Origin of the sequence: Vibrio sp. 2-2(8), from assembly GCF_963888495.1 — a bacterium.
Classification (GTDB): domain Bacteria; phylum Pseudomonadota; class Gammaproteobacteria; order Enterobacterales; family Vibrionaceae; genus Vibrio; species Vibrio anguillarum.
The window spans coordinates 248,927-271,079 of record NZ_CAWPJM010000044.1; the positions used below are offsets into that span (position 1 = coordinate 248,927).

A 22,153-nucleotide genomic window follows, 5' to 3' on the forward strand; every position below is an offset into this window, starting at 1 on the left:
ACATGAAGTTAGCTACGCTAAAAAACGGCACAAGAGATGGTTTATTGGTAGTGGTCAGCCATGACTTATCAAAATGCGTTGCTGTGCCTGAGATTGCCGAGCATTTACAGCAAGCCTTAGACCGTTGGCAGGAAACCGCACCGATGCTCAGCGAAATTTATACGGCGCTGAATGAAGGCGAATTGCTGCAAGAGATGCCGTTTGATCAAACCTTGTGTCATTCGCCGCTGCCTAGAGCGTATCAATGGGCTGACGGTTCTGCTTACGTCAACCATGTCGAGTTAGTACGAAAAGCACGAGGTGCGGAGATCCCTGAAAGCTTCTGGAGTGATCCGTTAATGTATCAAGGTGGTTCGGATGCTTTTCTTGGACCGCGTGATGATATTCAAATGCAAGATGAAGCATGGGGAATTGATTTTGAAGCCGAAGTGGCCGTGATCACCGATGATGTCAGAATGGGTGCAACCCCAAGTGAAGCGGCGCAAGCGATTCGATTGGTGATGTTGGTTAACGATGTGTCGCTGCGTGGTTTGATCCCTCAAGAGCTTGCTAAAGGATTTGGGTTTTTTCAATCCAAACCGTCTTCAGCATTCTCTCCTGTCGCTGTGACACCCGATGAACTAGGCTGCCATTGGGACGGCGGAAAACTCAACCTGCCATTGCTATCAACCTATAACAATAAACCATTTGGTTGCCCCAATGCTGGCGTGGACATGACGTTTGAATTCCCACAGTTAATTGCTCACGCAGCAAAAACGCGCCCATTGTGCGCGGGCACTATTATTGGCTCTGGTACAGTTTCTAATAAACAGGGAACCGATTTTGGCAGTGCGATTGCTGAAGGGGGAGTCGGCTATTCATGCATTGCAGAAGTGCGAATGATTGAAACCATTCGGGACGGTAAACCAAGCACCGAATTTATGAAATTTGGTGACAGGATAACGTTAGAAATGCGTGATGATAAAGGGAACAGCCTGTTTGGTTTAATCGATCAACGCGTGGTGAAAGGGTCATGAGTAGCCTCAAGTTATATGGGTATTGGCGCTCTTCAGCCGCTTACCGAGTACGCATCGCACTTCACCTCAAGGCGCTCGATTACCAGTCGATTGCTATCCATTTAGTTAAGGAGGGCGGAGTGCAACATTCAGCCGAGTTTAGCGCTCTCAACCCGAGTGAGTTAATTCCGGTACTAGAAGATAACGGGCATTGCATTACTCAGTCGTTAACCATCATCGAATATTTGGATGACCAGTATCCCCAAGTACGTTTGGTTCCGCTATCAGGTAAAGAGAAATATCAGATTAAAGCACTGGCGCAAGACATTGCTATTGATATTCATCCACTGAACAATCTCCGAGTTTTACAATATTTAACGCGTGAACTGGCCGTGGATGAAAGTCAAAAAGGAGACTGGTATCGGCATTGGATAGCCACGGGGTTTCATGCCTTGGAAAAGAAATTGGCCACAGTATCAGGAGAATACTGTGTTGGTGATCAACTGAGCTTAGTGGATGTTTGTTTAGTACCACAAGTGTATAACGCAGAGCGCTTTAATCTTGATATGGCGCAGTTTCCGATCATCAAACGAATCACTGCAGAGCTTCGTGCTCATCCTGCGTTTATTGCCGCCGCACCAGAAAACCAGCCCGATGCTGAGAGTTAATCGATTAGCCAGCCTTGCGGCTGGCTTTTCTTTGCGCTGTTTATTGAGCATTCGCCACTAAACTTGCATTGCTGTAATTGTTGTATCCATGCAGCAAAATAGAATAGCGGCCCGGTTGAGCATTGGAGAACTGACACGTTTCATTATTGCCACTGCGATAAGGACGGCAGTCGTATTGCTGTAGATCAGCATCAGTTTGATACTTAACGTATAAATCGGCATCGCCGCTTCCCCCTGACAATACAATACTCAAGTTGCTCGCTTCCTGCAGTTCAAATTGATACCAGGTTTTGCTATTTCTGCTGGCCGATAAACCGTTCACAGGTACGCCATTTTTCAGTTGATTACTCGGTGTAGGCGGTGTTGAGGCATTACCCATTTCAACCACATAAGCCAATCCAAGTTTAGTAAATTTCACCGCATGCAATCCTGTTGGGTCGGAATTTTGCAGAGTGTCTTGCGGGCTATGAATATTAGGGTTGTAATCATTAAATTTGGATTCAAAAGGCATCGCAGCTGGGTAACCAACCGCATGCCAAGAGGCATGATCAGAGCAGGCATAGCCACAGGTATCAAATCCATAGGTTAATGACGGTAAATATTCATCCAATAGTTGTGTCAAATACTGGGTAAAATTACTGTCGGTGTAATCGGTTATGAAGACAATATCTTCGCGTGAACCTTGGTAGTTAGTCATGTCTAACTGCATCACAGACATTACTTTTTTACCTTCGGCTTTAAAACGATTGGCTAAGTCTTGTGAACCTCGAAGGCCCACTTCTTCAGCAGCGTAAGCCATGAAAGCGATGCTGCGTTTAGGACGAAAATTTTGCTCAGACAACAAACGGATGATTTCTGTCACGCCCGCGATACCTGATGCATCGTCATCCGCACCCGGAGCAATACTGCTTTCGTTGGTTCGAGAACCAAGTGTCGAGTCTAAATGCCCGCCAATCACCACCCATTCGTCAGGTTTTTCAGAGCCTGTAATTGTGAGTATTACCGATTTCTGGTTGTAGCCTGAATGTGTGATTTGTTCCACTTTGCTTGCGGGCAGTGACGCAGAGAGTGAGCGCCAATGATCTGCAATCCAATTCGATGCTTGAGCACCAGTCGAGGTGGTATAAAAGCGATTTTTAAACTGGGTTAAGGTGGTGATGGTACTGGTGATTTGTTGCGCTGATACTGATGGCAGCCAAGCATTAACGGTGGTTTGCTGAGTTATTTCTGGTGCACTGAAAGCGTCTAGATTCAGCGGCATTGCGCTGACACTCATCGCACTTTGTGCAGAAGGATGCACCATATAACCACCACATCGCTGATGATTTTCGTGCATTTCATGTGAAAGCGTCGCTAACTCGCTTACTGGTACTTGCCCAACCCATACTGATGTTTGATTGATAAGATTTTCAGGTAATAGGCTTTGGGCTCCAGAGCGAAGCGCCGTTTGCGTCGCGTCACCACCAATGGAAATCCACACCTTTTCTTCTGCATAAGCGGTACTGAAACAGCCTGCTAGCGCAATCGCCAATAACGTTTGTTTCTGGTTCATTCTCTCCTCCCTGGAGTATTATTATCAACATGACGTTGACCATAAACCCTAGGCCAAAAATAGGAATAATGAGAACAATTCGTTTTATACTCAGTTGTTCATAACGGTTGTCACTAAACTATCAATAAGGTATTTCATCGACTGATAAAAAGAAAAAAGCCAGCGAAAACTTCAGCTGGCTTAGAGGTTTTAACGCTGTACCCATACTGGATAAGTGAAGAAAATAAGGTGGGAAAAATTAAAGAGAAAGTGGAAGAGTACAGCCGTCCATAAACGCCCGCTTAGATGATAGATCGCGCCGTAGCCAATACCAGCTAATGTGGCAAATAGCACCAAAGTCACGCCGCCAGAAAAATGCGCAAGACCAAATAGGGTACTAGCGAGCGCAATACCGAGCCATAGACCGAATTTTTCACTAACGGCTTTTTGTAAATAGCCCCGGAAAAATGCTTCTTCCACCACACAGGTTAAAAGCAAATTATTGAGAGCAAAGAGCCACCACCAAGTTGGTAAAGATAACTCGGGCTTAATCGCGCCAAGCGCCCATGCGACAAAAAGCAAAGCAAAAAGAGGAATCGACACTTTACCGATCGCGGCCCAACAAATGGTTTGATGGTTGCCAAGGAGTGGCGGCCAAGCGAGTAGCAAAGCAAAAAATACCATAGGTTTATCTAGGTTCAAGTAGAGACGAAAGGGGGCACTATTGGCACCAGCAACCACATTATCCAGCACTTTAGGATTATTAAAACCAGGAATAGCATGCAGCAGCAGTGCAATTGCCCATAATAGCAACGCACCATGAGCAAACCATTTCCAGCGGCCTTTCAGTTGTGGAATGTAATAAGCACCACATAATCCAATGCCGACATACAGCAGGGCCATTAACGATAATCGGTCTGTGAACCATCCGCCCACTAACGACAGTGCTAGCAAGGCGAATGCTGGACGTAACTGCTTTTGAAAACTGAAGATAACGGCAAAAAGCAGCGGGATCCAAATCCATAACGATGAGTCAAGTATCATAGAGAGTACCTTAGGAAATCATCCATATTATTGAGTGATGACAGAGTGGAAGAGTGGAAGAGTGGCGCATTATGAAGAATCATTCTCAATAAAGAGATTCTACCAGTCAGCTAAACGCTTGCAGGCTTACAAAAAGCACTGTGGATCGTCACTAAAAATGGCGTCAACCGAGTTGAGATGTTTGAACTTTTTCGGATTATTCACCGTGTAGCACCAAATTTGGTAACCCGCTTGATGTAACTCGGCAATGTGCTTTGCACTGATCCATTGATAATTAAGGTTACAGCCAAAGGCGTCAATTTCGGCTAACACTTGCTTATCTTTACGCGTTAATCGCTCGCTCAACACCGCCAATTTATAGCCCGGACAATGCTGATAAAGCTCGCGCATGATAGCGTGGCTAAAACTGGAGAGAACAATCTGTTCATTCGGTAATCCACATTGATCCAGTTGCGCTTTAAGCTGAGCAGCGACTTGAGCAACATCGTGTTTATCCACTTTGACTTCAATGTTTAAACCAAGGCTGTGCTGCTTTGCGAGTGTCAGCAACGTCTCTAATGTCATGATGGGTTCGCCTGCAAATTGAGGATCAAACCAACCGCCAAAATCGAACTGTTGTAATTGCTCAAGCGTGTAAGAATCAATGCGCCCTTTACCATTACTGCAACGATCAATGGTGTGATCGTGGCAAACAACCAATATGTGATCTTGAGTCGGTTGCACATCCACTTCAACCCACTTTAGGCCTAAATCAATAGCGGCTTGCACACTCACTTGCGTATTTTCAGGGTAATGGCCGGCCACTCCGCGGTGGCCAATAATCATAGGCTTCATAGCGTTATCTCTACACAATTAAAACCAGCTCAGCATAGCGCGCGCCTTCTATTTTGTCTTCAAATTGATGGAAATGAGAGACGACGCGCTTTGGACATCACTTTCGCTAATGCTATGCTTATCCAACATCAGGCAGGAGGTCTGATCTGTCAAGTAGGGATAACGGTGAAGCTACATACGATCAAAGGCTATATTCAGAATATGTATCTGGCTGAATATCCAGAACGATTATTACTGCTAGACGGTGCAAGTCGAGCAGACATACCTACGTTGCAGCACTTCATTGAGAATGAACTGAACCGTCCTTTTTCTCATCTTCATACCGTTGTGGTAACTCACATGCATCCAGATCACGCTGGGGCGGCTCATCAATTGCGTGCATTAACGGGTTGTAAAATTATCTCTGCCAATAAAGATCATGATTGGTATTGTGGTTTGGACGGATTTTGTATGCATTTAGCCGATCTTGCGCTTGCGCGTTGGATGGCGAATCGCCTAGGCCGCCCGCGGCAGAATTTATGGTATCCACGTGTCTTAAAGCCTGACATTAAGCTCAACGATGGCGACACTATTCCTCATTTTAACGAATGGCAAATCTTAGAAACCCCAGGGCATACCGACAGAGATTTGTCTGTCTACCATGCACAACAAGGCATTGTGTATGTTGCCGATTTAATGGTTGAAGTGAAAAAGCAGTTGATTGCCCCTTTTCCTATTTTCCATCCCAATCAATATCGCCAGTCACTTGAACGGATCTTCAAGCTCAACCCAGAAACACTGCTTCTTGCACACGGCAAAGAGGGGCGTTTGAGCGAAAAAACCTACCAACACCTGCTAAATACCGCACCTATACGGCCCATCACACATTGGCGAGTGGTCAAAATAAAAGTCAAAAGTTTAATGAAGTCTGTTTGGCAATTTGGGGTCAGCAAAGGTAAATAAAGGGTAGGTGGCTTTAAAACTCATCAGCAAAGAGTGTTCGCCGCATACTGTGGTTGTTTGCACCGGAAAAAATCGTTAGAATGCGATCCTTGATGATAATGAGAGCTTTTATCAACAAGGTGATAACACTTCGTTGAAGGTAATGAATAACGTCTATGAATCTTTTAAAAATCAGCTTGTCCTTGGTGGCGACTACCAGTTTGTTCGCAGTAAATGCTTCTACACTCAGTGACGCGAATGCCATCCAAAATAAAACCAATTCGGCTTCAGTCGCCAGCCAACAGAACATCAATCACAGTTCTCAATCAGCGTTGCTGATGCAAGCTGACATCGATCAGTTAAAAGAAGAAGTGAAAAATCTCACTATTTATCGTAATCACTTGGCATCGCTGGTGGAAAACCAGAATCAGGAAGCGCAAAGTCTATCGTCACAAATTGATGAGATAAAACTGACTCGCCAAGGCATCGTTCCTTTGATGTATCAGATGATCGACGGGCTACGTACCCTAATCGAAAACGACAAACCATTAAAGCGCGAAACGCGTTTAGAGCGTTTAGAAAAGCTGGAATCGATGATGGTGCGATCGGATGTCAGCGATGCTGAAAAATACCGCCGTATTCTTGAAGCGTACCAAATCGAAATTGATTACGGGACTAAACTGGGTGTTTATCAAGGCGCAGTGGTGCTCAATGAAAACAAAACCATTGAAGCTGACATTTTATACGTTGGCCGTTTATCGCTGGTGGCTCGTAGCTTAAATGGCAAACAGTATTGGAGCTGGAGCCAAAACTCGCACCAGTGGACCGATGTCGATAGTGGGTTATATGCCGATTTAGATACCGCTTTCAAAATGGCCAACAATTTAATTACACCAAACTTAATGACGATACCTGTTTCACTTGAGTTAGTAGAGGAGCAAAACAAATGAAGATGGTTTTCTCTCTCTCATCACTCTGTTTAACACTATTGGCTTTCAACAGCTTTGCTTCTACGGAATTAGTCAGCAACGCCAAAGTGGAAAACAAACAGCAGCAGCAGCACAATATCGAACGCGAAGCGGGTTTTAAACAAACCGAACAGCAGCTACGCCGCGCCAAAGCAGAGCTAAAAGCTCAGCGCCAAGATTTACAAGCGCAAGCGGATAAGCTAAGCACGCAATTCAGTAATAATGAAAACCGACTAGCACGTTTAGAAGAGCAGCTTCGCTTAGAAACAGGAAGCCTTGGAGAGCTGTTTGGTGTGGTACGCCAAAATGCCAAAGCATTAAGCAGTGAATTGGAATCTTCCATCACTGCGGTTGATCGCCATCAGTATACATCGCGGGTACAAGAAATTGTCGCCGCAAAATCTTTACCCTCGATGCCGCAGCTGACGGGGTTATGGCACAGCTATGTTGAACAGATCATCGCCAGTGGTGAGCTAAGCCGCGTTCAGATCGCATTTATCAATGGTGACGGTGTCACGAAAAATGTGGCCGCTTATCGTATTGGAACCTTTGGTTTGGTGACAGAGCAAGGTTATGTCAAATGGAACGGGGATAAACAAGCCGCCACCGCTTATTTGAAACAACCGGACAATGGACCGATTTTCTCTGGCCTAAATACGGGAGAAATCGAAAGCTTAGTGGTCGATCCTTCGCGTGGCATCATGCTTGAACAGCTAGCCCTTACACCAACATTAGCCGAACGGCTACAAATGGGTGGTGCGGTCGGTAACATCATTTTGGTACTGCTTGGTATTGGTTTAATCATCGCTTTCTATCGCGGCTTCGCATTGGTGATGACTCACCACAAGATCAAAGCGCAGCTTAAAGATGTACAGAAAATTGGTAATAACCCATTGGGGCGTGTGCTCAGCGTCTATAACAAAGAGCAAAATCGCAGCGTAGAAGCGTTGGAGCTGCGCTTGCTGGAAGCGGTGGTCGATGAACAAGCGAATTTGGAAAAAGGCTTATCGATGCTGAAGTTATTAGCCGCGATTGCGCCGATGCTTGGGCTATTGGGTACGGTGACCGGCATGATTGAAACCTTCCAAGTGATCACACAATTTGGTAACGGTGATCCAAAAGTAATGGCAGGCGGTATTTCAATGGCCTTGGTGACTACCGTTCTGGGTTTAGTCTCTGCGATTCCACTATTATTAGCTCATAATATCTTAAGCTCTCAAGCCGAAAGTATTCGCTCTATTTTAGAAAAACAGGGGATTGGCCTCGTTGCTGCGCAAGCAGAACAAGAATGCCAAGCTTCAATGAGGAATGCGGCGTAATGAACAGCGTATTGCCAAGCGCACTGCTCAGCAATGACTGGCTAACAACCTTACAGCAGTTTATGCAGCAAGGGGGTATCGTCTTATGGTGGCTAGCTGGGGTGGTGGCGCTTTATTGGTTGTTGATCATCGAACGCGTACTGTTTGTGGTATTGAGCTTTCCTAAATATCGAAAAGGGTGGTTAGAGCAATGGCATCAACGCGCGGAACACCATTCATGGTATGCCCATGCCATTCGCGAGGGTTGGCTTGGTGAAGCACAGCAGATGCTGCGCCACAACCTTAACATGATCAAACTGCTCGTCACACTTTGCCCAATGTTAGGGCTGCTCGGCACCGTCACCGGAATGATCTCTGTGTTTGATGTGATGGCAAATCAAGGCAATAGCGATCCTAAATTGATGGCATCTGGCATTTCATTGGCCACATTACCGACAATGGCCGGAATGGTCGCGGCCCTTGCGGGCATGTTTGTGCATGCTCGTCTTGCAAAAAAGTGTCATCTACTTGAATTAAAATTAGAAAAATCGTTAAGGAGTTTGCGATGAGATTAGGCAGACGCCAACCAAGAAATGATGAGGCGCAGATAGACTTAACATCGATGCTCGACATCGTCTTTATCATGCTGATTTTTTTCATTGTCACCAGCTCATTTGTTCGTGAATCAGGTGTTGAGGTTAACCGTCCTCAAGCTTCTCACGCGGTGAGCCAGAAAGATGCGGGTATTTTTGTCGCTATCAATGCATCCAATGATATTTACATCGACAAACGCTTGATTGATGTTGAACGTGTAGAGGCCACCCTAGAACATCTGCGACTCGAACAACCAGATGCGGCGTTAGTGATTCAAGCGGATGAACATGCTTATAACGGTACGGTTGTTAAAGTGATGGATGCGGCCAAAGGGGCCGGAGTGAAAAATATCGCATTGGCGGCGGAGAAGCGTTAATGGGACGTTTACTGCTTGCTTTGCCAATTGCAGGAGCGATTTCGCTGGCGCTGTTCAGTTTTATGGCGTGGATGGTGGATAACGGTAACCAACACGCTGTAAAACCAACTCAAGCACTGCGATTTAACATGGTGATGATGGAACAAGAACACGATTTACAGCGTCGCCAACGTAGCGTTCCGGAACCTTTAAAGTTGCCTGAGCCGCCACCGCAAGCACAAGTGACACAGTCACAAACTACCGCTACGGCCGCTACATCACTCACTAGTTTACCAGCTTTGGGTTTGGATACAGCGCTTAATGGGGTGGCGATTAGCGCACCAACTTTTGGTGATTTCGGTTCAAACCAGCAAGCAATGCCGTTATATCGTGTCGAGCCTGTTTATCCAAGCCGAGCCCTAAAGCGAGGTGTAGAAGGTTTCGTTACATTAAGCTTTACCATTGATACAACAGGAAAAGCCGTCGACATCAATGTCGTCGATGCCAATCCTAAACGTATGTTTGAGCGTGAAGCGATGCAAGCGCTGAAAAAATGGAAGTATCAACCTCAGATTGTCGACGGTAAAGCCATTGAGCAGCCGGGACAAACCGTGACTGTGGAGTTTAAAATCGCCAAATGATGAAACGTATGTTGATTGGCTTATCACTTGTTATCGGCTCGCTCTCTTTAAATGCGAGCGAATTAAGTGCGACAACAGTCCTGAAAGTGCAAAAAGCACAGCAATTTGCATTAGAAGAGAACCTCACTCAAGCCATTGAGGTACTGAGCAGTGTTGAAACGTCACGTCTTTACGATAAAGCATTTGTCGCCCGGATGCTTGGTGTGTTTTATTGGCAAAGTGGTCAGCCCAAAGCGGCTATCAAACAGATCAAGTACGCTGTAGAGAGTGGAGAGCTGCAAGATGAGCAGGCATGGACCACCGAACGTATGTTGGCTGATCTGTATGTCAATGAACAACAATTTGAAAAGGCGTTACCGCACTACTACCAATTATTGAAATCCGTTCCACCTTCACAAAAAGTAGACGATCTGTGGTTGCGTATCGCACAGACCCACTACCAAATTGCACAATGGGAAAAAGTGCTGCATGCGTTGGATAAATACCAAACCGTGACACCACTTAATACTAAAAATCCATTATCACTTAAATTAGGTGCGCAGCTTCAGCTAGAACAATGGAAGGCGGCCATTCCAACTTTAGAAAAACTGATCATGCTGGAGCCTAACCAAGCCAGTTGGTGGCGACAGTTAGTCGGTTTACATCTGCGTTTAGATCAGCGTCGTCAAGCATTAAACAGTTTAGCGTTAGCCAAATTACAAGGTGTGGAATTAACCGATAAGGATAAACACTTGCTCGCGCAGTTGTATGCGCAAAACGGCATTCCAGAACGTGCGGCGCAAGTTCTGCAAACATTATCTGATGCTGATCAAGACTTAACTTTACTGAAAGAGCAAGCCACTTACTGGCAGCAAGCCAAAGAATGGCAATCAGCGATCAGAACATGGACAAAAGCAGCTGAACAGGATGAGCAATATTATTGGCAAGTGGCGCTGCTGTACAACCAGCAAGGGCAATTTAAAGAAGCGTTACAGGCGTTGGATAAAGTCACCACGCGCGAGAAAAAAGCCGATGTCGCGTTAGCGCGAGTTCATGCGCTGTACAAACTCAATCAACTCGATAATGCTCTATACCAAGCCAAGCAAGCTGAAAACCTAAACCCATCAAGCCATGCCAAAGGATGGATCAAATTCCTTTCTCGTTTACAAAAAGTTCAGCAAGCGCAAACTGCTAATATCTGATCATAGCGCCTCATCTGCCCGATGATGAGGCGTCTGACCTTTTACGATTTTTGAATCGTCATTATCAAGACTGACATTGGTTCGGTTTTGCCTATCTTAGTGATAAAGAGAACCTATTATTGTCTTTCTGATTTTTTCCGTACCATAACGTTTAACGATGAAGTACAGAGAGAGAATCATGATGAAAGCGTTAGTGGTTGAAGGTGGTGCGATGCGCGGCATTTTTGCCAGTGGAGTCTTGGATAGTTTTTTACAACATCAGCATAACCCATTTGATTTTGTATTAGGTGTTTCAGCTGGAGCTTCAAACTTAATCGGCTACCTTGCGAAGCAACCGAGACGCAGTTATCTCGTTGTAACTCAGCTTGCCACCAACCGTCTTTTTTTTAACCCAATTCGCTTTATTAAGGGGGGAAATCTCGTCGATGTGCGTTGGCTAATCGATGAGTCCAACCGACGTTATCCGATTGATGAAGACAAACTGTTTAACTCAGTCCCTTTCTTTGCCGTTGCAACCAATATCGAAACGGGTAAAGCCGATTATTATCGAGTGACTCAAGAAAACTTGAGTACGGCCATTGAAGCCACATCCGCGCTACCGATAGTTTATAAGCATACGCCTTGTTTCCATGGTGGTTGCTACACTGATGGAGGGGTTGCTGACTCGATCCCTGTTAAAGAAGCGTATCGCCGTGGAGCACGAGATATTACGGTTGTTTTATCACATCCACTTAGCTATATCATGTCGCCCCCTAAAAGTAAGTGGATGATGAAAAAACTCTTTTCACGCCATCCAAATATGGCTAAATCAATGCTATTTCGTGCGAAACATTACAACCAATCACTTGAATTTATTCGCAATCCACCTTCTGATGCCATCATTCGAGTAATCGCGCCACCTGAAGGGTTTCCCGTTAAGAGATTGACGATGAAGTTACCGTTGCTCAACATAGGCTATGACATGGGCTTAAAAGCAGGGCAAAATCATTTGGAGTGGCTTGAATACACACGTGCAGCCTAAAAACGCTTAGGTTCAAAAGGCTGATAAAACACTATCTACATGTCGTAGCTGTCTATGTAATAAGCTGTTTTTTAGAGATGATTGAGTATGAATTTCATCGCAATTTATCTTGTTTATGGTTTTCATATGAGTGGTACGTGCTAAGTATGTACCACATTTTGATTGATCGAGCCTGATGGCATGCAACTGAAACTATCGCTACTCTCCATCGCTTTATTGAACACAATTCCTGTCACTGCAACGGAAAACTTTCAGATGTTTATTCCGGTCACAGCAGCCAATAGTTACCAACATGGCATTGATGTTGCTGAGTACTGGAAAAGTGAAAAACTGGATGGAATTCGCGCCATCTGGAATGGACAATATCTTCATACGCGTAATGGTAATAAGATCAATGCGCCTGCTTGGTTTACTGCACCATTACCTAATAAGGCATTAGAAGGAGAGCTCTGGGCTGGACGAGGTCAGTTTCATCACGTTCAACAAACGGTATTGGATACCATACCAACCGATGAAGCGTGGCAAAGCATCCGCTTTATGCTGTTTGATATGCCCGAAGCGATCGGTGACTACCAAAAGCGATACCGCAATCTCATCCACTTATCCTCACTCATGAATGCTCCGCACATTACCTATATTGAACATTCACCAATTCACTCAGAAAAAGAGCTGCTTGGGTATTTAGACAACGTAAGTGATGGGCAGGGTGAAGGGGTGATGCTGCGAAAAATTAATGCCCATTACCAAGCCGGCCGCAGTAACGATTTACTTAAGCTTAAAAAACACCAAGATGCTGAAGCTACGGTCATTGGTTATAAACTGGGTTCTGGCAAGTATCAAGGTATGATGGGATCAGTGCTAGTGCGCTTAGAAAACGGTGTTGAGTTCTATATCGGCAGCGGTTTTTCTGATGAGATCAGAAATAATCCGCCAAAGATCGGATCCATTATTACTTTTCGTTTTAATGATCTCACTGCAGAAGGGAAACCAAGATTTGCACGTTTTATGAGAGAAAGGCCAGCAATATAAATAAGGCCAGACAATGTCTGACCTTATTATTTCATCGCAACGCCTTTTCGCCACGTTGAAATTCAGAGAATCAAGCTGTTATTTCGATGCAAAATCGAGTTGCACGCTATCGGCTTGTTGATGCATCCAGTGTAAGCGGATACCCAGCATTAAAGCAGCAGAAGATAAGCCAACGATAAATCCTATCCAGAACCCACTGGCACCCATAGGTTCGACAATGAAATCTGTCATTGCTAATACATAGCCCGTTGGCAAGCCAATCATCCAATAAGCGATAAAGGTACGATTAAAAATCGCCGTCATGTCTTTATAACCACGTAGCGCTCCTGCTGCAACGACTTGAATCGCATCCATACATTGATAAATAGCCGCAAAAATAAGCAACTGCATCGCCATGGCTACAACGGCTTGGTTTTCCGTATAAAGCAAAGCCACATATTCACGAAATAGGACCGTTAACGTCGCCGTGATAATTGCAGTAGATAAACCGACTAACAAGCCAACCTGCGAAGCGATGGTTGCCCCTTCAATATTTTTCTCGCCCAGCTTATGGCCAACACGGATGCTCACTGCCGCGCCGATACTCATCGGTAACATAAAAATTAATGATGAGAAATTCAAAGCGACTTGATGAGCCGCCACCACCAATGAACCGAGTGGAGCGACCAACAATGCGACCACAGCAAATAGAGTAACTTCAAAAAATATCGCTGCCGCCACAGGAAAACCAAGCTTGAATAAGCGAATTTGCGCTTTCAATTGTGGTTTATGGAATTCACCAAAGATATTAATGTGCGCCATGCGTTTAGAAGTGACGACATAAAACAGCAGCATAAAAAACATCAACCAATAGACAATTGCCGTCGCCACACCACAACCCACACCGCCTAGCTCTGGTGCGCCAAATTTTCCGTATACGAAAATCCAGTTAAGTGGAATGTTAACTAATAAGCCCGCGAAACCAATCACCATAGCGGGTTTAGTCAGTGAGATACCATCCGTGAAACTGCGCAATGCTTGAAATAGTAAATAAGAAGGTACGGCAAACATCACGGCGTACATGTACCCGTTAGTTTTTTCAGCCATCAACGGCTCAATATCCATCCACCCCAAAATCCATTGAGTTTGAAAAAGAACACCAATAATGGGAATAGAGACAAACAAAGCTAGCGCTGCGCCTTGCTGTATTTCAAAAGGAATTTTCTTTTGCCGCCCTGATCCGTTGAGTTGCGCTACCACAGGAACCAACGCCATTAACAACCCAACACCAAACAGAATCGAAGGTAGCCAAATACTCGCCGCGATCGATACCGCAGCCATATCAATCGCACTCACACCACCTGCCATGACGGTATCTACAAAGCCCATTCCAGTTTGAGCAATAGAGGCAATCAACACAGGTGTTGCCAATTTGATTAAATTTGAAGCTTCTTGTTTATAACGATGCACAAATATCTCCAGAGGAAGGACAAGCAAAAATCGCGACCAATAATCAACTTATCGCGTAGGCATGGATGATAAAGAAATGTCACACTAAGCTCCATGAAAAACTGATGAAATTACCTAATGTTTATTGGGAAGGTTGCTCGTCGCGCTATATGCGGTGAAATCTATTTCAGACAAAGCTTGATTAGGCTAGATAGGGGGCTTGGCGTGTTGCACGTAACCATTAAGAAGAGCGCTTGCCAAGCGCTCACTTTTTAAAAGATTTGTTCATCATCGGCATCAACAAACAACTCTATTTTGTCTAAACGTTCATCAACCATCATATTGAGATGAATCGCATGGCAACAGGCGGGGCAATCGTCATAAAACTCTTGGCTACCATTTGATGCATCTAGGGTGATCCTAATGGAATGACCGCAGTGAGGGCAGTTGACCATTCTTTCCGTATAATTTTTCATATCTCTTTCCTTACATCCTTGGAGATACCTTAATACTAAGTCGCTAAGTTCCTTTAAGCGGCAAATTAAGTTCAAACTTTGAATTGGCCCATAAAACAACAAAAGAGCCATTTATTAAGGCTCATTTGTTGTCTATACAGCTCGGTTGTTTACACCGTTAAAAGGAGAGGATTTTCTTGATCAAACTTTCCGCTTCGACCAGATAGTGGCCACCAAATTGATTGTAGTGATTGAGGACATGATAGAGGTTATAAATATTCTTACGTTCCACATAGTCCAAACTCAAAGGTAAGATACTCTCATAGCCTTGGTAAAACTCAGGTTGAAAACCTTCAAATAACTCTGTCATTGCGATATCGCATTCACGATCACCCCAATAACAGGCGGGATCGTAGCAAATTGGACCAAATACAGAGTTTGCCACATTCCCGTGCCACAAATCTCCATGCAGCAGAGATGGGCGAGGGCTATGGTTAGCTAAGCGAGATTGGACAACATCGACCAACTCGCCGATATTGAACAACTCAATTCCTTTTTCACGCAACAATTGCAATTGCCAGCCGATACGTTGTTCCGCAAAAAAACGACCCCACTTTTTGTCCCACGGATTTGGCTGCAAAGTGGAACCAATATAATTGTCTGCATCAAACCCATACTCTTTTTGTTCTCCCCATTGATGCAGTTTGGCCAGTTGTACACCGAATTCATAGCTGTTCGTCGCGTTATCTAGGGGTTTGGTTGGTAGATAGTTTAAAACAATGAAAGCATGATTTTTACTGGTTCCAATCATCACTAGCTCGGGAACCTGTACTGTTGACGTTTCACGAAGCGAACGTAGGTTTTCACCCTCAATCTCAAACTTAGCTAAGAAGTCTCGTGTGTTTACTTTAACAAAATAGCGTTGCTCGCCATCGCTGATCATGTAGCAATCACTAATGTCACCACCGCTGACTTTTTCTTTTTCAACAGGGTTAAATTCAAACATGAGCGTATCGGATAACTGCTGAATGAGAGTTTGCCACATAACGACCTCTGCCTTGATTTACTTAATAATTCGTAGTTTAGGTCATGGTTACGAATATTTCAGAAGTGCGTGACACATAATTTAGCCACTTTCCTTTTGAGGGAGCACCAATGCTCATAAATGTGATTAAGTGCAAGAATTTGCAGATGCGAATACAGAAATAGTATTAAAAATAACGCTATATTTTCCATAAGTTGATCTTGCTTAGGTGCTAGTAACCCAATTTATAGGATGGCGTATCCTACTTTGGGGAAAATAAATGCTCGTGAAATAGATGCTTATCAAGAAATCGCGGGAAATTTGAACGTCTAAACTATCAAATCTGTGAAAATGGGCTGACATGGCTTAGTATTATTGAAGGTACAGTGATTACTAGCAATTTAGCGGTAAAGCGGAGAATTAAAGTGGTTGTAGAAACCGATGGTTATTTGGCTCTGATAGAGCATCTCTCTTTTAATATGGATGTGTTCACATCAGGCGGAGATATTGGCGCTGAAAGTGTAGAAGATGTTGTGACCGACATGGTTTCAAGCAACATCATGGCTATTTTTGAACAAAACCCTGAGCTACATTCCAGTGTTCGATTCCAGTTGCTCAAAGAAGCCGATTCTGTAGTGGAAGATCTTGGTGAAGTATTGGCGGGTGTTTGGAGTAAACCTGCGACCAATGAACAGATCCTTTTTCTTGATGAATACATCGCCTTAGTGAAGAATCTGTTCGATACTGCCGTTGCGAAGTACGACTAATTGAAGTATGACTAATCAGAGTTAGGCGGGCTTATAATCCGCCTAAATTGCCAGAATTTAGAAGCCCAATAGGGGTTATCGATTCTTGAGATCATCACACCTTTAGACGTAGAGGCGTGCATGAATTTTTTGTCTCCTAGATAGACTCCAACATGATTGCTCGTCCTTGATGTTCTAAAAAAGACCAAATCCCCGCGCTGCGCATTTTGATAATTTACCTCAAACCCCGTTTGACTCTGTGAGCGTGTGGTTCGTGGTAGAGGGATCTGCCATACATCTTTAAACGCTATTTGCACAAATGCTGAGCAGTCGACTCCGTTCAACGTTTCACCACCTAATCGGTACGGCACTCCTTGCCAGCGCTGAAAAACCGTGCCTAATCCATCGTCTTTATCTTGGACAATTGACAGAATCTCTTCTTGAGTAACATAAGTAGGGCCAGAATTGGACGAAATAGGCGATCCTACGCAACCCGTTAGCACACTAGTTATTGATAATGCGAAGAGTATTGGACTTTTAATCATTTATCATCCCAATGAAATGTAACTGAAACATTTTTGAAATATTGCATTCCTACTATGGTTGAGCCTTAACACATTCTCTAATCACTTAGTTGCATTTATCATGAATTCCTCAATAAATAATCGACATTCACTGTCGTTGATTCAAACCATCAGTGCCATTTTCATCACGATGACGTTACTGGTGGTCCTTTTATCCATCACCAGTCTAAAAAGCATCGATAAGGTAGGGCTACAGTTTTCTGGATTGTCTGAACAAACACTACCTTTGGCATTAAATAATGCAAGGTTGACGCAAAATATATTAGAACAAGTACAATCTCTCGGAGATGGCATCCGCACAACGGAATCGGCAGAATTAGAAGCGGTAAACCAGCAATTAAGCCACTTAAACCAGCAGACTGACCAACTTACTGACCAGCTTTTCTCCATCGCTACTCGTATCGGTAACGCGATTACTCAAGATCATCAAGTGTCGTTACGCAGCAAAAGTGCGGCATTTCAGCAGCTCACCTATTCTATTTTATCAACGCAGGCCTCTTTGCTTGAACAGCAGAATGCTATCGATAACGCCGCCACCGCGTTTCGTTACGGATTAAGCTCCATTGGACCGGAGATGAACCGGATCAGTTCATTTCTCGCATTAGATAACCCGGAATCGATGGATGCGGCTAACCGCTTTATTGCCAGTGCAAGTTCGATGGAAAGTACCTTCTTACTGTTAATGATGCAAAACGATCCTGAACAGGCCAAAGTGCAATTTAAAGAAATCCGTAATCGCATGGCGGGAATTGAGCTAGCCTTTGATGATTTCAAAGAGTGGCATCCTGATGTTATGGAGTTTGCAAGCCTGACGGCACCTTATGAAATGGTTAAAGCGGGTTTTGTTGAGCATGGCATTTTAGCACTGATCTTAAATAAAATTGAGCAAGCACAGCAGCAGCGACAAGAAATGGCACAAGCTGCGCAGCTAGCCAAAGACACGGTAGCACTGCTAAATACGATTTCTGCCACCGCAAGTGAGTTGATCAAACACAGTGAGAACGTGGTTCATGACGCAATGCTAATGGTTAAGCAAGTACAATATACTGGCGGCATTATTCTGGTCGCTTTGGTTTTACTAGCATGGCTAGGGTTACGCCACTGGCTAAAGCTGGGGCTGAATAACTTATTGGCCAAGCTTGCATTATTAACTCAACACGATTTTTCTCAACCCGCTCGCTTGATTGGCCCGAGTGAATTTAAAGAAGTTGCTCTACAACTAAACCAAGTTATTGAATCAACAAAATATTCAATTTCTACCGTAACGCGCAATTGTGAAATGCTCTACCAAAATGCCGAAACCAGTCACGATGCAGCCGATAAATCCAACCGCAGTTTAGCCGCACAAAATGATTCGTTGGTTAACATGGTTTCCACCGTGAGTGAGTTGGAATCGGCGATTCGGAATATCGCGCTTGTGACCAGTGAATCTTATGAAGAATCAGTGGCTGCCAGCCAGTTTTCTACGCAAGGGGTGAAAGTAGTGGAACAAAACCGTGTTCGCTTGGAATCTCTTGAAAATACACTGCATTTAAACGATGAAGCAATGCACGAGCTTGACCAGCGCGTGAAGAAAATTCGCGAGATGGTGGATATGATCAGCGGTATTGCTGACAGTACCAACTTACTGGCGTTGAACGCCGCGATTGAAGCGGCAAGAGCTGGCGAACAAGGGCGTGGTTTTGCGGTTGTAGCCGATGAAGTACGCAAATTGGCCAGCGATACATCACAGCAAACCACCAATATCCGAGACATGATGAATGAACTCACCAATGCAACGCAGCGCTCTCGTCAAGCGGTATCGGATTCGCGCCAAGAGATGAGTAATGCGCTGCAATCGAGTCAAGAAGTCAAAACAACATTTGAGCAGATAGAAAAAGCAGTGGAACAGATTCGTGCTCGAGTTGAACAGATAAGCGTTGCAACAGAAGAACAAGAACGAGCGACGGCCGATGTAAGTCAATCTATCAGCCAAGTTTCATCGCAAGGAGAGCAAACCAAATTACAGCTTGAAGCCATGGTCGAAAGTTCAGAGCAGGTGGCTGAAGTTGCGGGTGAACAGCAGGCTATGTTGCATAAATATACGCTCAACTAGCTTATCCAGCGCGGATTTCTGTATTTTCATGACGTTGTCACTTTTTTCTAAATGGTTGGGTAAGCATTTTATCCAACCACTGCTCACGCTTCTCTCGAAAGAGTGGTAGGCCGATAATGACCTGCTTATGGCCCAATTCTGGCTGCGCACGATAAGTACGAAATAGCCGATCCCAACATGACAAGAAAAAACCAAAATTGGAGTGAGTTTCTCGCACAATGACTGAATGATGCACCCGATGCATGTCAGGTGTCACCACCAACCAACGAAGCCAACGGTCCATTTTCAACGGTAATTTTGCGTTACTGTGGTTAAACATCGCGCTCGCATTGAGCACCACCTCAAATATCAATACCGCGAATGGGCTGACACCCAAAATGATCACGCAAGTGATTTTGATCCACAAAGAGAGGATCATCTCAAGTGGGTGAAACCGCGAGCCAGTGGTCACATCAATATCTTGATCAGTGTGGTGCATGCGATGTAAACGCCATAACCAAGGAGAGAAGTGAAAAAGCACATGCTGGGCGTAAATCACGCCATCAAGAATAATAACTGACAGCACAATTTCAGCTACTTGTGGTAAATCCACCCAATTAAAAAGGCCAATCGAGTCTTGCTGCGCCCAATAAGCCGCTTCAATGGCTAACACTGGCATCAATAGCGATAAGCACACGCTATTTAAACCAACCAAACCTAAATTATTCAGCCAGCGAGTGGCTTTACTTTGGGTGAGTGTTTTACGTGGGCAAGACCATTCCCACAGCGCACAAAGCATAAATACAGCGAAAAATATGCTCAAACGGATCAATTCAGGGTTCAGGTTCATACTTAATGGCTCATCTTCAATGGTCTTGTGCTAGGAATCTGCTTGTACTGTAAGTACAATCGGCAGCACTTTCCAGCTTGCCGCCCTGATTTATGAGAATCCACGCATTTAACCATTTGTTCCAACATCGCTTAGCGTTATCGACCAAACCTTTTCAAGCTCGTGGTGCGAAAGTTGAACGTTGCGCCTATTGTCAGGTCGCCACGCAATACTGCTTATGCGGCCATCAACCGGATATGGATACGGATATCGCAGTATTACTGCTGGTTTCTGAAAATGAAGTATTTAAACCCAGTAATACTGGTCGACTAATTGCCGATGTGATTAAAGAAACTTACGTTTATCAGTGGAATCGCACCGAACCTCACGCGGAAATGCTAGCACTGTTGAATAATCCCGCTTATCAACCAGTCGTCATTTTTCCCGAAGAGTATGTGGATGAAAAGCCTCGAGTAATACAAAGCCCTCCCAGCGCGCACGATAAACGCAAACCACTGTTGATATTACTTGATGGAAGCTGGCGCGAGGCAAGACGAATGTTTCGTAAATCACCTTATTTGGATGCGCTTCCGGTGATGTCTATCGCACCTAAAAGCGTATCGCAATATATGATGCGTAAATCTGATAATGAGCAGCATTTATCAACGGCTGAAGTGGCGTCATTGGTATTGGCTGAAGTGGGTGAGCATCAAGCCTCTCTGCTATTAAGCCAATGGTTTGAAGTGTTTCGGGAAAGTTACTTGCTGAGCAAAACCCGCCTAAAGCATGATTTGAGCAGGCCAGTCTTGAAACGTTTCATCGACCAGCAGCAAAGCGAGACGTGACTCTAAAGTTGATCGATTCGGTGATGAGTAATTGCTCAATCGAACCTATAGACCAGATAAATTGGTACTCGGTCACGGATTGTAGGCTGAGCTCTGTGGATAATGCCCAAAGTTTTATTTTTAGCTCATTGATGAGCAAATTTTAGGAGAGATTGCATGTACTACGGCTTTGATGTCGGTGGCACTAAAATTGAGTTTGGTGCGTTTAATGAGAAGTTAGAACGCGTAGCAACGGAGCGCGTTCCTACCCCAACAAACGACTACAATCTGCTAGTTGAAACCATTGCGCAGTTGGTGAGTAAATATGACGCGCAATTGGGTGTGGAAGGTAAAATAGGCCTTGGCCTACCAGGTATGGAAGACGCTAATGATGCTACGGTATTAACCGTCAACGTTCCTGCTGCAAAAGGCAAACCATTGCGTGCTGATTTAGAAGCAAAAATTGGCCGCAGCGTGAAGATTGAAAATGATGCAAACTGCTTTGCGCTTTCTGAAGCATGGGACGATGAGCTGAAAAATGAGCCTTCGGTTATGGGCCTAATTCTCGGCACAGGTTTTGGTGGCGGCCTTATCTATGAAGGGAAAGTGTTCTCTGGCCGTAACCACGTCGCAGGGGAGTTTGGTCATATGCGTCTGCCTCTTGATGCATGGTTACATCTTGGTGATAACGCGCCGATGCTCGGCTGTGGTTGTGGCAAGAAAGGATGCTTAGACAGTTATCTCTCTGGCCGCGGTTTTGAGCTATTGTACGAGCACTATTATAGCGAGCACAAAAAAGCGATTGATATCATTCACGCCAATGAAGCAGGTGAAGCGAAAGCCGTTGAGCATGTTGAGCGCTTTATGGAACTACTTGCCATCTGTTTTGCCAACATTTTCACAGCCAATGACCCACACGTTGTTGCACTCGGTGGCGGTTTATCAAACTTTGAATTGATCTACCAAGAGATGCCTAAACGCGTACCGAAATACCTGCTTTCTGTCGCGAAATGTCCGAAGATCATCAAAGCAAAACATGGTGATTCAGGCGGCGTACGTGGTGCGGCTTTCCTTAATATCAAATCATAAAATCAAACAAAAAGGGCCTA

23 protein-coding genes are annotated in these 22,153 nt (G+C 44.6%); 15 read left to right on the forward strand and 8 right to left on the reverse strand.

Annotated elements, in window-relative coordinates; all coding sequences use genetic code 11:
- Positions 1-2: 2 nt before the first annotated feature.
- Positions 3-1,016, forward strand: coding sequence for a fumarylacetoacetate hydrolase family protein (locus AACV12_RS12250; protein ID WP_094163529.1), 1,014 nt, complete (start codon positions 3-5; stop codon positions 1,014-1,016).
- Positions 1,013-1,663: a maleylacetoacetate isomerase gene (maiA, locus tag AACV12_RS12255; protein WP_094163527.1), complete on the forward strand. Its 651-nt coding sequence runs from the start codon at positions 1,013-1,015 to the stop codon at positions 1,661-1,663. The genes AACV12_RS12250 and maiA overlap by 4 nt, the downstream gene beginning before the upstream one ends.
- 40 nt (positions 1,664-1,703) lie before the next feature.
- On the opposite strand, the gene AACV12_RS12260 is transcribed toward maiA, so the two are convergent.
- The 3 genes from AACV12_RS12260 to AACV12_RS12270 form a co-directional block, all read right to left on the reverse strand.
- A complete protein-coding gene (locus AACV12_RS12260) occupies positions 1,704-3,215 on the reverse strand; it encodes a M28 family metallopeptidase (protein WP_170900396.1) in 1,512 nt (503 codons plus the stop codon).
- Positions 3,216-3,404: 189 nt separating this feature from the next.
- Positions 3,405-4,238: a CPBP family intramembrane glutamic endopeptidase gene (locus AACV12_RS12265; RefSeq protein WP_170900397.1), complete on the reverse strand. Its 834-nt coding sequence runs from the start codon at positions 4,236-4,238 to the stop codon at positions 3,405-3,407.
- A gap of 126 nt (positions 4,239-4,364) precedes the next feature.
- Positions 4,365-5,072 (reverse strand): glycerophosphoryl diester phosphodiesterase, encoded by a 708-nt coding sequence (locus AACV12_RS12270; RefSeq protein ID WP_017044733.1) that lies wholly within the window; start codon positions 5,070-5,072, stop codon positions 4,365-4,367.
- 165 nt (positions 5,073-5,237) lie between these two features.
- Between AACV12_RS12270 and AACV12_RS12275 the strand changes: the two genes are divergently transcribed.
- From AACV12_RS12275 to AACV12_RS12315, 9 genes are all read left to right on the forward strand, one after another.
- Positions 5,238-6,014: an MBL fold metallo-hydrolase gene (locus AACV12_RS12275; protein WP_115339916.1), complete on the forward strand. Its 777-nt coding sequence runs from the start codon at positions 5,238-5,240 to the stop codon at positions 6,012-6,014.
- 155 nt (positions 6,015-6,169) lie between these two features.
- Positions 6,170-6,943 carry a DUF3450 domain-containing protein gene (locus tag AACV12_RS12280; protein ID WP_170900398.1) on the forward strand — a complete coding sequence of 258 codons (774 nt, stop codon included), beginning with the start codon at positions 6,170-6,172 and terminating at the stop codon, positions 6,941-6,943.
- On the forward strand, positions 6,940-8,280 hold the full coding sequence (locus AACV12_RS12285) for a MotA/TolQ/ExbB proton channel family protein (protein WP_170900399.1): 1,341 nt from the start codon (positions 6,940-6,942) through the stop codon (positions 8,278-8,280). Before AACV12_RS12280 ends, AACV12_RS12285 begins: the two co-directional genes overlap by 4 nt.
- Entirely contained in the window at positions 8,280-8,828 is a 549-nt protein-coding gene (locus tag AACV12_RS12290) for a MotA/TolQ/ExbB proton channel family protein (protein WP_170900400.1), read from the forward strand. The genes AACV12_RS12285 and AACV12_RS12290 overlap by 1 nt, the downstream gene beginning before the upstream one ends.
- Positions 8,825-9,229 (forward strand): ExbD/TolR family protein, encoded by a 405-nt coding sequence (locus AACV12_RS12295; RefSeq protein ID WP_170900401.1) that lies wholly within the window; start codon positions 8,825-8,827, stop codon positions 9,227-9,229. Before AACV12_RS12290 ends, AACV12_RS12295 begins: the two co-directional genes overlap by 4 nt.
- Positions 9,229-9,849 carry an energy transducer TonB gene (locus AACV12_RS12300; RefSeq protein WP_017044729.1) on the forward strand — a complete coding sequence of 207 codons (621 nt, stop codon included), beginning with the start codon at positions 9,229-9,231 and terminating at the stop codon, positions 9,847-9,849. The genes AACV12_RS12295 and AACV12_RS12300 overlap by 1 nt, the downstream gene beginning before the upstream one ends.
- Positions 9,846-11,030, forward strand: coding sequence for a tetratricopeptide repeat protein (locus tag AACV12_RS12305; RefSeq protein WP_170900402.1), 1,185 nt, complete (start codon positions 9,846-9,848; stop codon positions 11,028-11,030). Before AACV12_RS12300 ends, AACV12_RS12305 begins: the two co-directional genes overlap by 4 nt.
- A gap of 157 nt (positions 11,031-11,187) precedes the next feature.
- On the forward strand, positions 11,188-12,051 hold the full coding sequence (locus AACV12_RS12310; RefSeq protein ID WP_212754892.1) for a patatin-like phospholipase family protein: 864 nt from the start codon (positions 11,188-11,190) through the stop codon (positions 12,049-12,051).
- A 180-nt stretch (positions 12,052-12,231) separates the two neighbouring features.
- On the forward strand, positions 12,232-13,080 hold the full coding sequence (locus AACV12_RS12315; RefSeq protein WP_047689512.1) for a DNA ligase: 849 nt from the start codon (positions 12,232-12,234) through the stop codon (positions 13,078-13,080).
- Between the two features lie 78 nt (positions 13,081-13,158).
- Here the strand turns inward: AACV12_RS12315 and AACV12_RS12320 are convergent, their stop codons facing one another.
- The 3 genes from AACV12_RS12320 to AACV12_RS12330 form a co-directional block, all read right to left on the reverse strand.
- Positions 13,159-14,529 (reverse strand): MATE family efflux transporter, encoded by a 1,371-nt coding sequence (locus AACV12_RS12320; protein WP_026027236.1) that lies wholly within the window; start codon positions 14,527-14,529, stop codon positions 13,159-13,161.
- Between the two features lie 251 nt (positions 14,530-14,780).
- Complete coding sequence (locus AACV12_RS12325) at positions 14,781-14,984, reverse strand: CPXCG motif-containing cysteine-rich protein (protein WP_010320526.1); 204 nt, start codon at positions 14,982-14,984, stop codon at positions 14,781-14,783.
- Positions 14,985-15,141: 157 nt separating this feature from the next.
- Positions 15,142-16,008, reverse strand: coding sequence for a fructosamine kinase family protein (locus AACV12_RS12330; protein WP_013856861.1), 867 nt, complete (start codon positions 16,006-16,008; stop codon positions 15,142-15,144).
- A 404-nt stretch (positions 16,009-16,412) separates the two neighbouring features.
- On the opposite strand from AACV12_RS12330, the gene AACV12_RS12335 reads away from it, so the two are divergent.
- Positions 16,413-16,754 carry a DUF3802 family protein gene (locus AACV12_RS12335; protein WP_026027237.1) on the forward strand — a complete coding sequence of 114 codons (342 nt, stop codon included), beginning with the start codon at positions 16,413-16,415 and terminating at the stop codon, positions 16,752-16,754.
- 11 nt (positions 16,755-16,765) lie between these two features.
- On the opposite strand, the gene AACV12_RS12340 is transcribed toward AACV12_RS12335, so the two are convergent.
- Positions 16,766-17,278, reverse strand: coding sequence for a C40 family peptidase (locus AACV12_RS12340; RefSeq protein ID WP_017042506.1), 513 nt, complete (start codon positions 17,276-17,278; stop codon positions 16,766-16,768).
- A gap of 58 nt (positions 17,279-17,336) precedes the next feature.
- Here AACV12_RS12340 and AACV12_RS12345 point away from each other — a divergent pair, with 58 nt between their 5' ends.
- Positions 17,337-19,412, forward strand: a complete 2,076-nt coding sequence (locus tag AACV12_RS12345; RefSeq protein WP_017050513.1) for a methyl-accepting chemotaxis protein — start codon at positions 17,337-17,339, stop codon at positions 19,410-19,412.
- Positions 19,413-19,449: 37 nt separating this feature from the next.
- Here AACV12_RS12345 and AACV12_RS12350 read toward each other — a convergent pair whose 3' ends face one another.
- Entirely contained in the window at positions 19,450-20,241 is a 792-nt protein-coding gene (locus AACV12_RS12350; protein WP_170900403.1) for a sterol desaturase family protein, read from the reverse strand.
- 92 nt (positions 20,242-20,333) lie between these two features.
- Between AACV12_RS12350 and AACV12_RS12355 the strand changes: the two genes are divergently transcribed.
- Together AACV12_RS12355 and nagK are read left to right on the forward strand one after the other, a co-directional pair.
- Positions 20,334-21,065 carry a tRNA-uridine aminocarboxypropyltransferase gene (locus AACV12_RS12355; protein WP_017050512.1) on the forward strand — a complete coding sequence of 244 codons (732 nt, stop codon included), beginning with the start codon at positions 20,334-20,336 and terminating at the stop codon, positions 21,063-21,065.
- A gap of 156 nt (positions 21,066-21,221) precedes the next feature.
- Positions 21,222-22,133: an N-acetylglucosamine kinase gene (gene nagK, locus AACV12_RS12360; protein WP_170900404.1), complete on the forward strand. Its 912-nt coding sequence runs from the start codon at positions 21,222-21,224 to the stop codon at positions 22,131-22,133.
- Positions 22,134-22,153: the final 20 nt, after the last annotated feature.

What these genes read in the sequence shown, in the direction of transcription:
- AACV12_RS12250 (WP_094163529.1), top strand. Translation starts at nt 3, where the DNA reads ATGAAGTTAGCTACGCTAAAAAACGGCACAAGAGATGGTTTATTGGTA.
- maiA (WP_094163527.1), top strand. Translation starts at nt 1,013, where the DNA reads ATGAGTAGCCTCAAGTTATATGGGTATTGGCGCTCTTCAGCCGCTTAC.
- AACV12_RS12260 (WP_170900396.1), bottom strand. Translation starts at nt 3,215, where the DNA reads ATGAACCAGAAACAAACGTTATTGGCGATTGCGCTAGCAGGCTGTTTC.
- AACV12_RS12265 (WP_170900397.1), bottom strand. Translation starts at nt 4,238, where the DNA reads ATGATACTTGACTCATCGTTATGGATTTGGATCCCGCTGCTTTTTGCC.
- AACV12_RS12270 (WP_017044733.1), bottom strand. Translation starts at nt 5,072, where the DNA reads ATGAAGCCTATGATTATTGGCCACCGCGGAGTGGCCGGCCATTACCCT.
- AACV12_RS12280 (WP_170900398.1), top strand. Translation starts at nt 6,170, where the DNA reads ATGAATCTTTTAAAAATCAGCTTGTCCTTGGTGGCGACTACCAGTTTG.
- AACV12_RS12285 (WP_170900399.1), top strand. Translation starts at nt 6,940, where the DNA reads ATGAAGATGGTTTTCTCTCTCTCATCACTCTGTTTAACACTATTGGCT.
- AACV12_RS12290 (WP_170900400.1), top strand. Translation starts at nt 8,280, where the DNA reads ATGAACAGCGTATTGCCAAGCGCACTGCTCAGCAATGACTGGCTAACA.
- AACV12_RS12295 (WP_170900401.1), top strand. Translation starts at nt 8,825, where the DNA reads ATGAGATTAGGCAGACGCCAACCAAGAAATGATGAGGCGCAGATAGAC.
- AACV12_RS12300 (WP_017044729.1), top strand. Translation starts at nt 9,229, where the DNA reads ATGGGACGTTTACTGCTTGCTTTGCCAATTGCAGGAGCGATTTCGCTG.
- AACV12_RS12305 (WP_170900402.1), top strand. Translation starts at nt 9,846, where the DNA reads ATGATGAAACGTATGTTGATTGGCTTATCACTTGTTATCGGCTCGCTC.
- AACV12_RS12310 (WP_212754892.1), top strand. Translation starts at nt 11,188, where the DNA reads ATGAAGTACAGAGAGAGAATCATGATGAAAGCGTTAGTGGTTGAAGGT.
- AACV12_RS12315 (WP_047689512.1), top strand. Translation starts at nt 12,232, where the DNA reads ATGCAACTGAAACTATCGCTACTCTCCATCGCTTTATTGAACACAATT.
- AACV12_RS12325 (WP_010320526.1), bottom strand. Translation starts at nt 14,984, where the DNA reads ATGAAAAATTATACGGAAAGAATGGTCAACTGCCCTCACTGCGGTCAT.
- AACV12_RS12330 (WP_013856861.1), bottom strand. Translation starts at nt 16,008, where the DNA reads ATGTGGCAAACTCTCATTCAGCAGTTATCCGATACGCTCATGTTTGAA.
- AACV12_RS12340 (WP_017042506.1), bottom strand. Translation starts at nt 17,278, where the DNA reads ATGATTAAAAGTCCAATACTCTTCGCATTATCAATAACTAGTGTGCTA.
- AACV12_RS12350 (WP_170900403.1), bottom strand. Translation starts at nt 20,241, where the DNA reads ATGAACCTGAACCCTGAATTGATCCGTTTGAGCATATTTTTCGCTGTA.
- AACV12_RS12355 (WP_017050512.1), top strand. Translation starts at nt 20,334, where the DNA reads ATGAGAATCCACGCATTTAACCATTTGTTCCAACATCGCTTAGCGTTA.
- nagK (WP_170900404.1), top strand. Translation starts at nt 21,222, where the DNA reads ATGTACTACGGCTTTGATGTCGGTGGCACTAAAATTGAGTTTGGTGCG.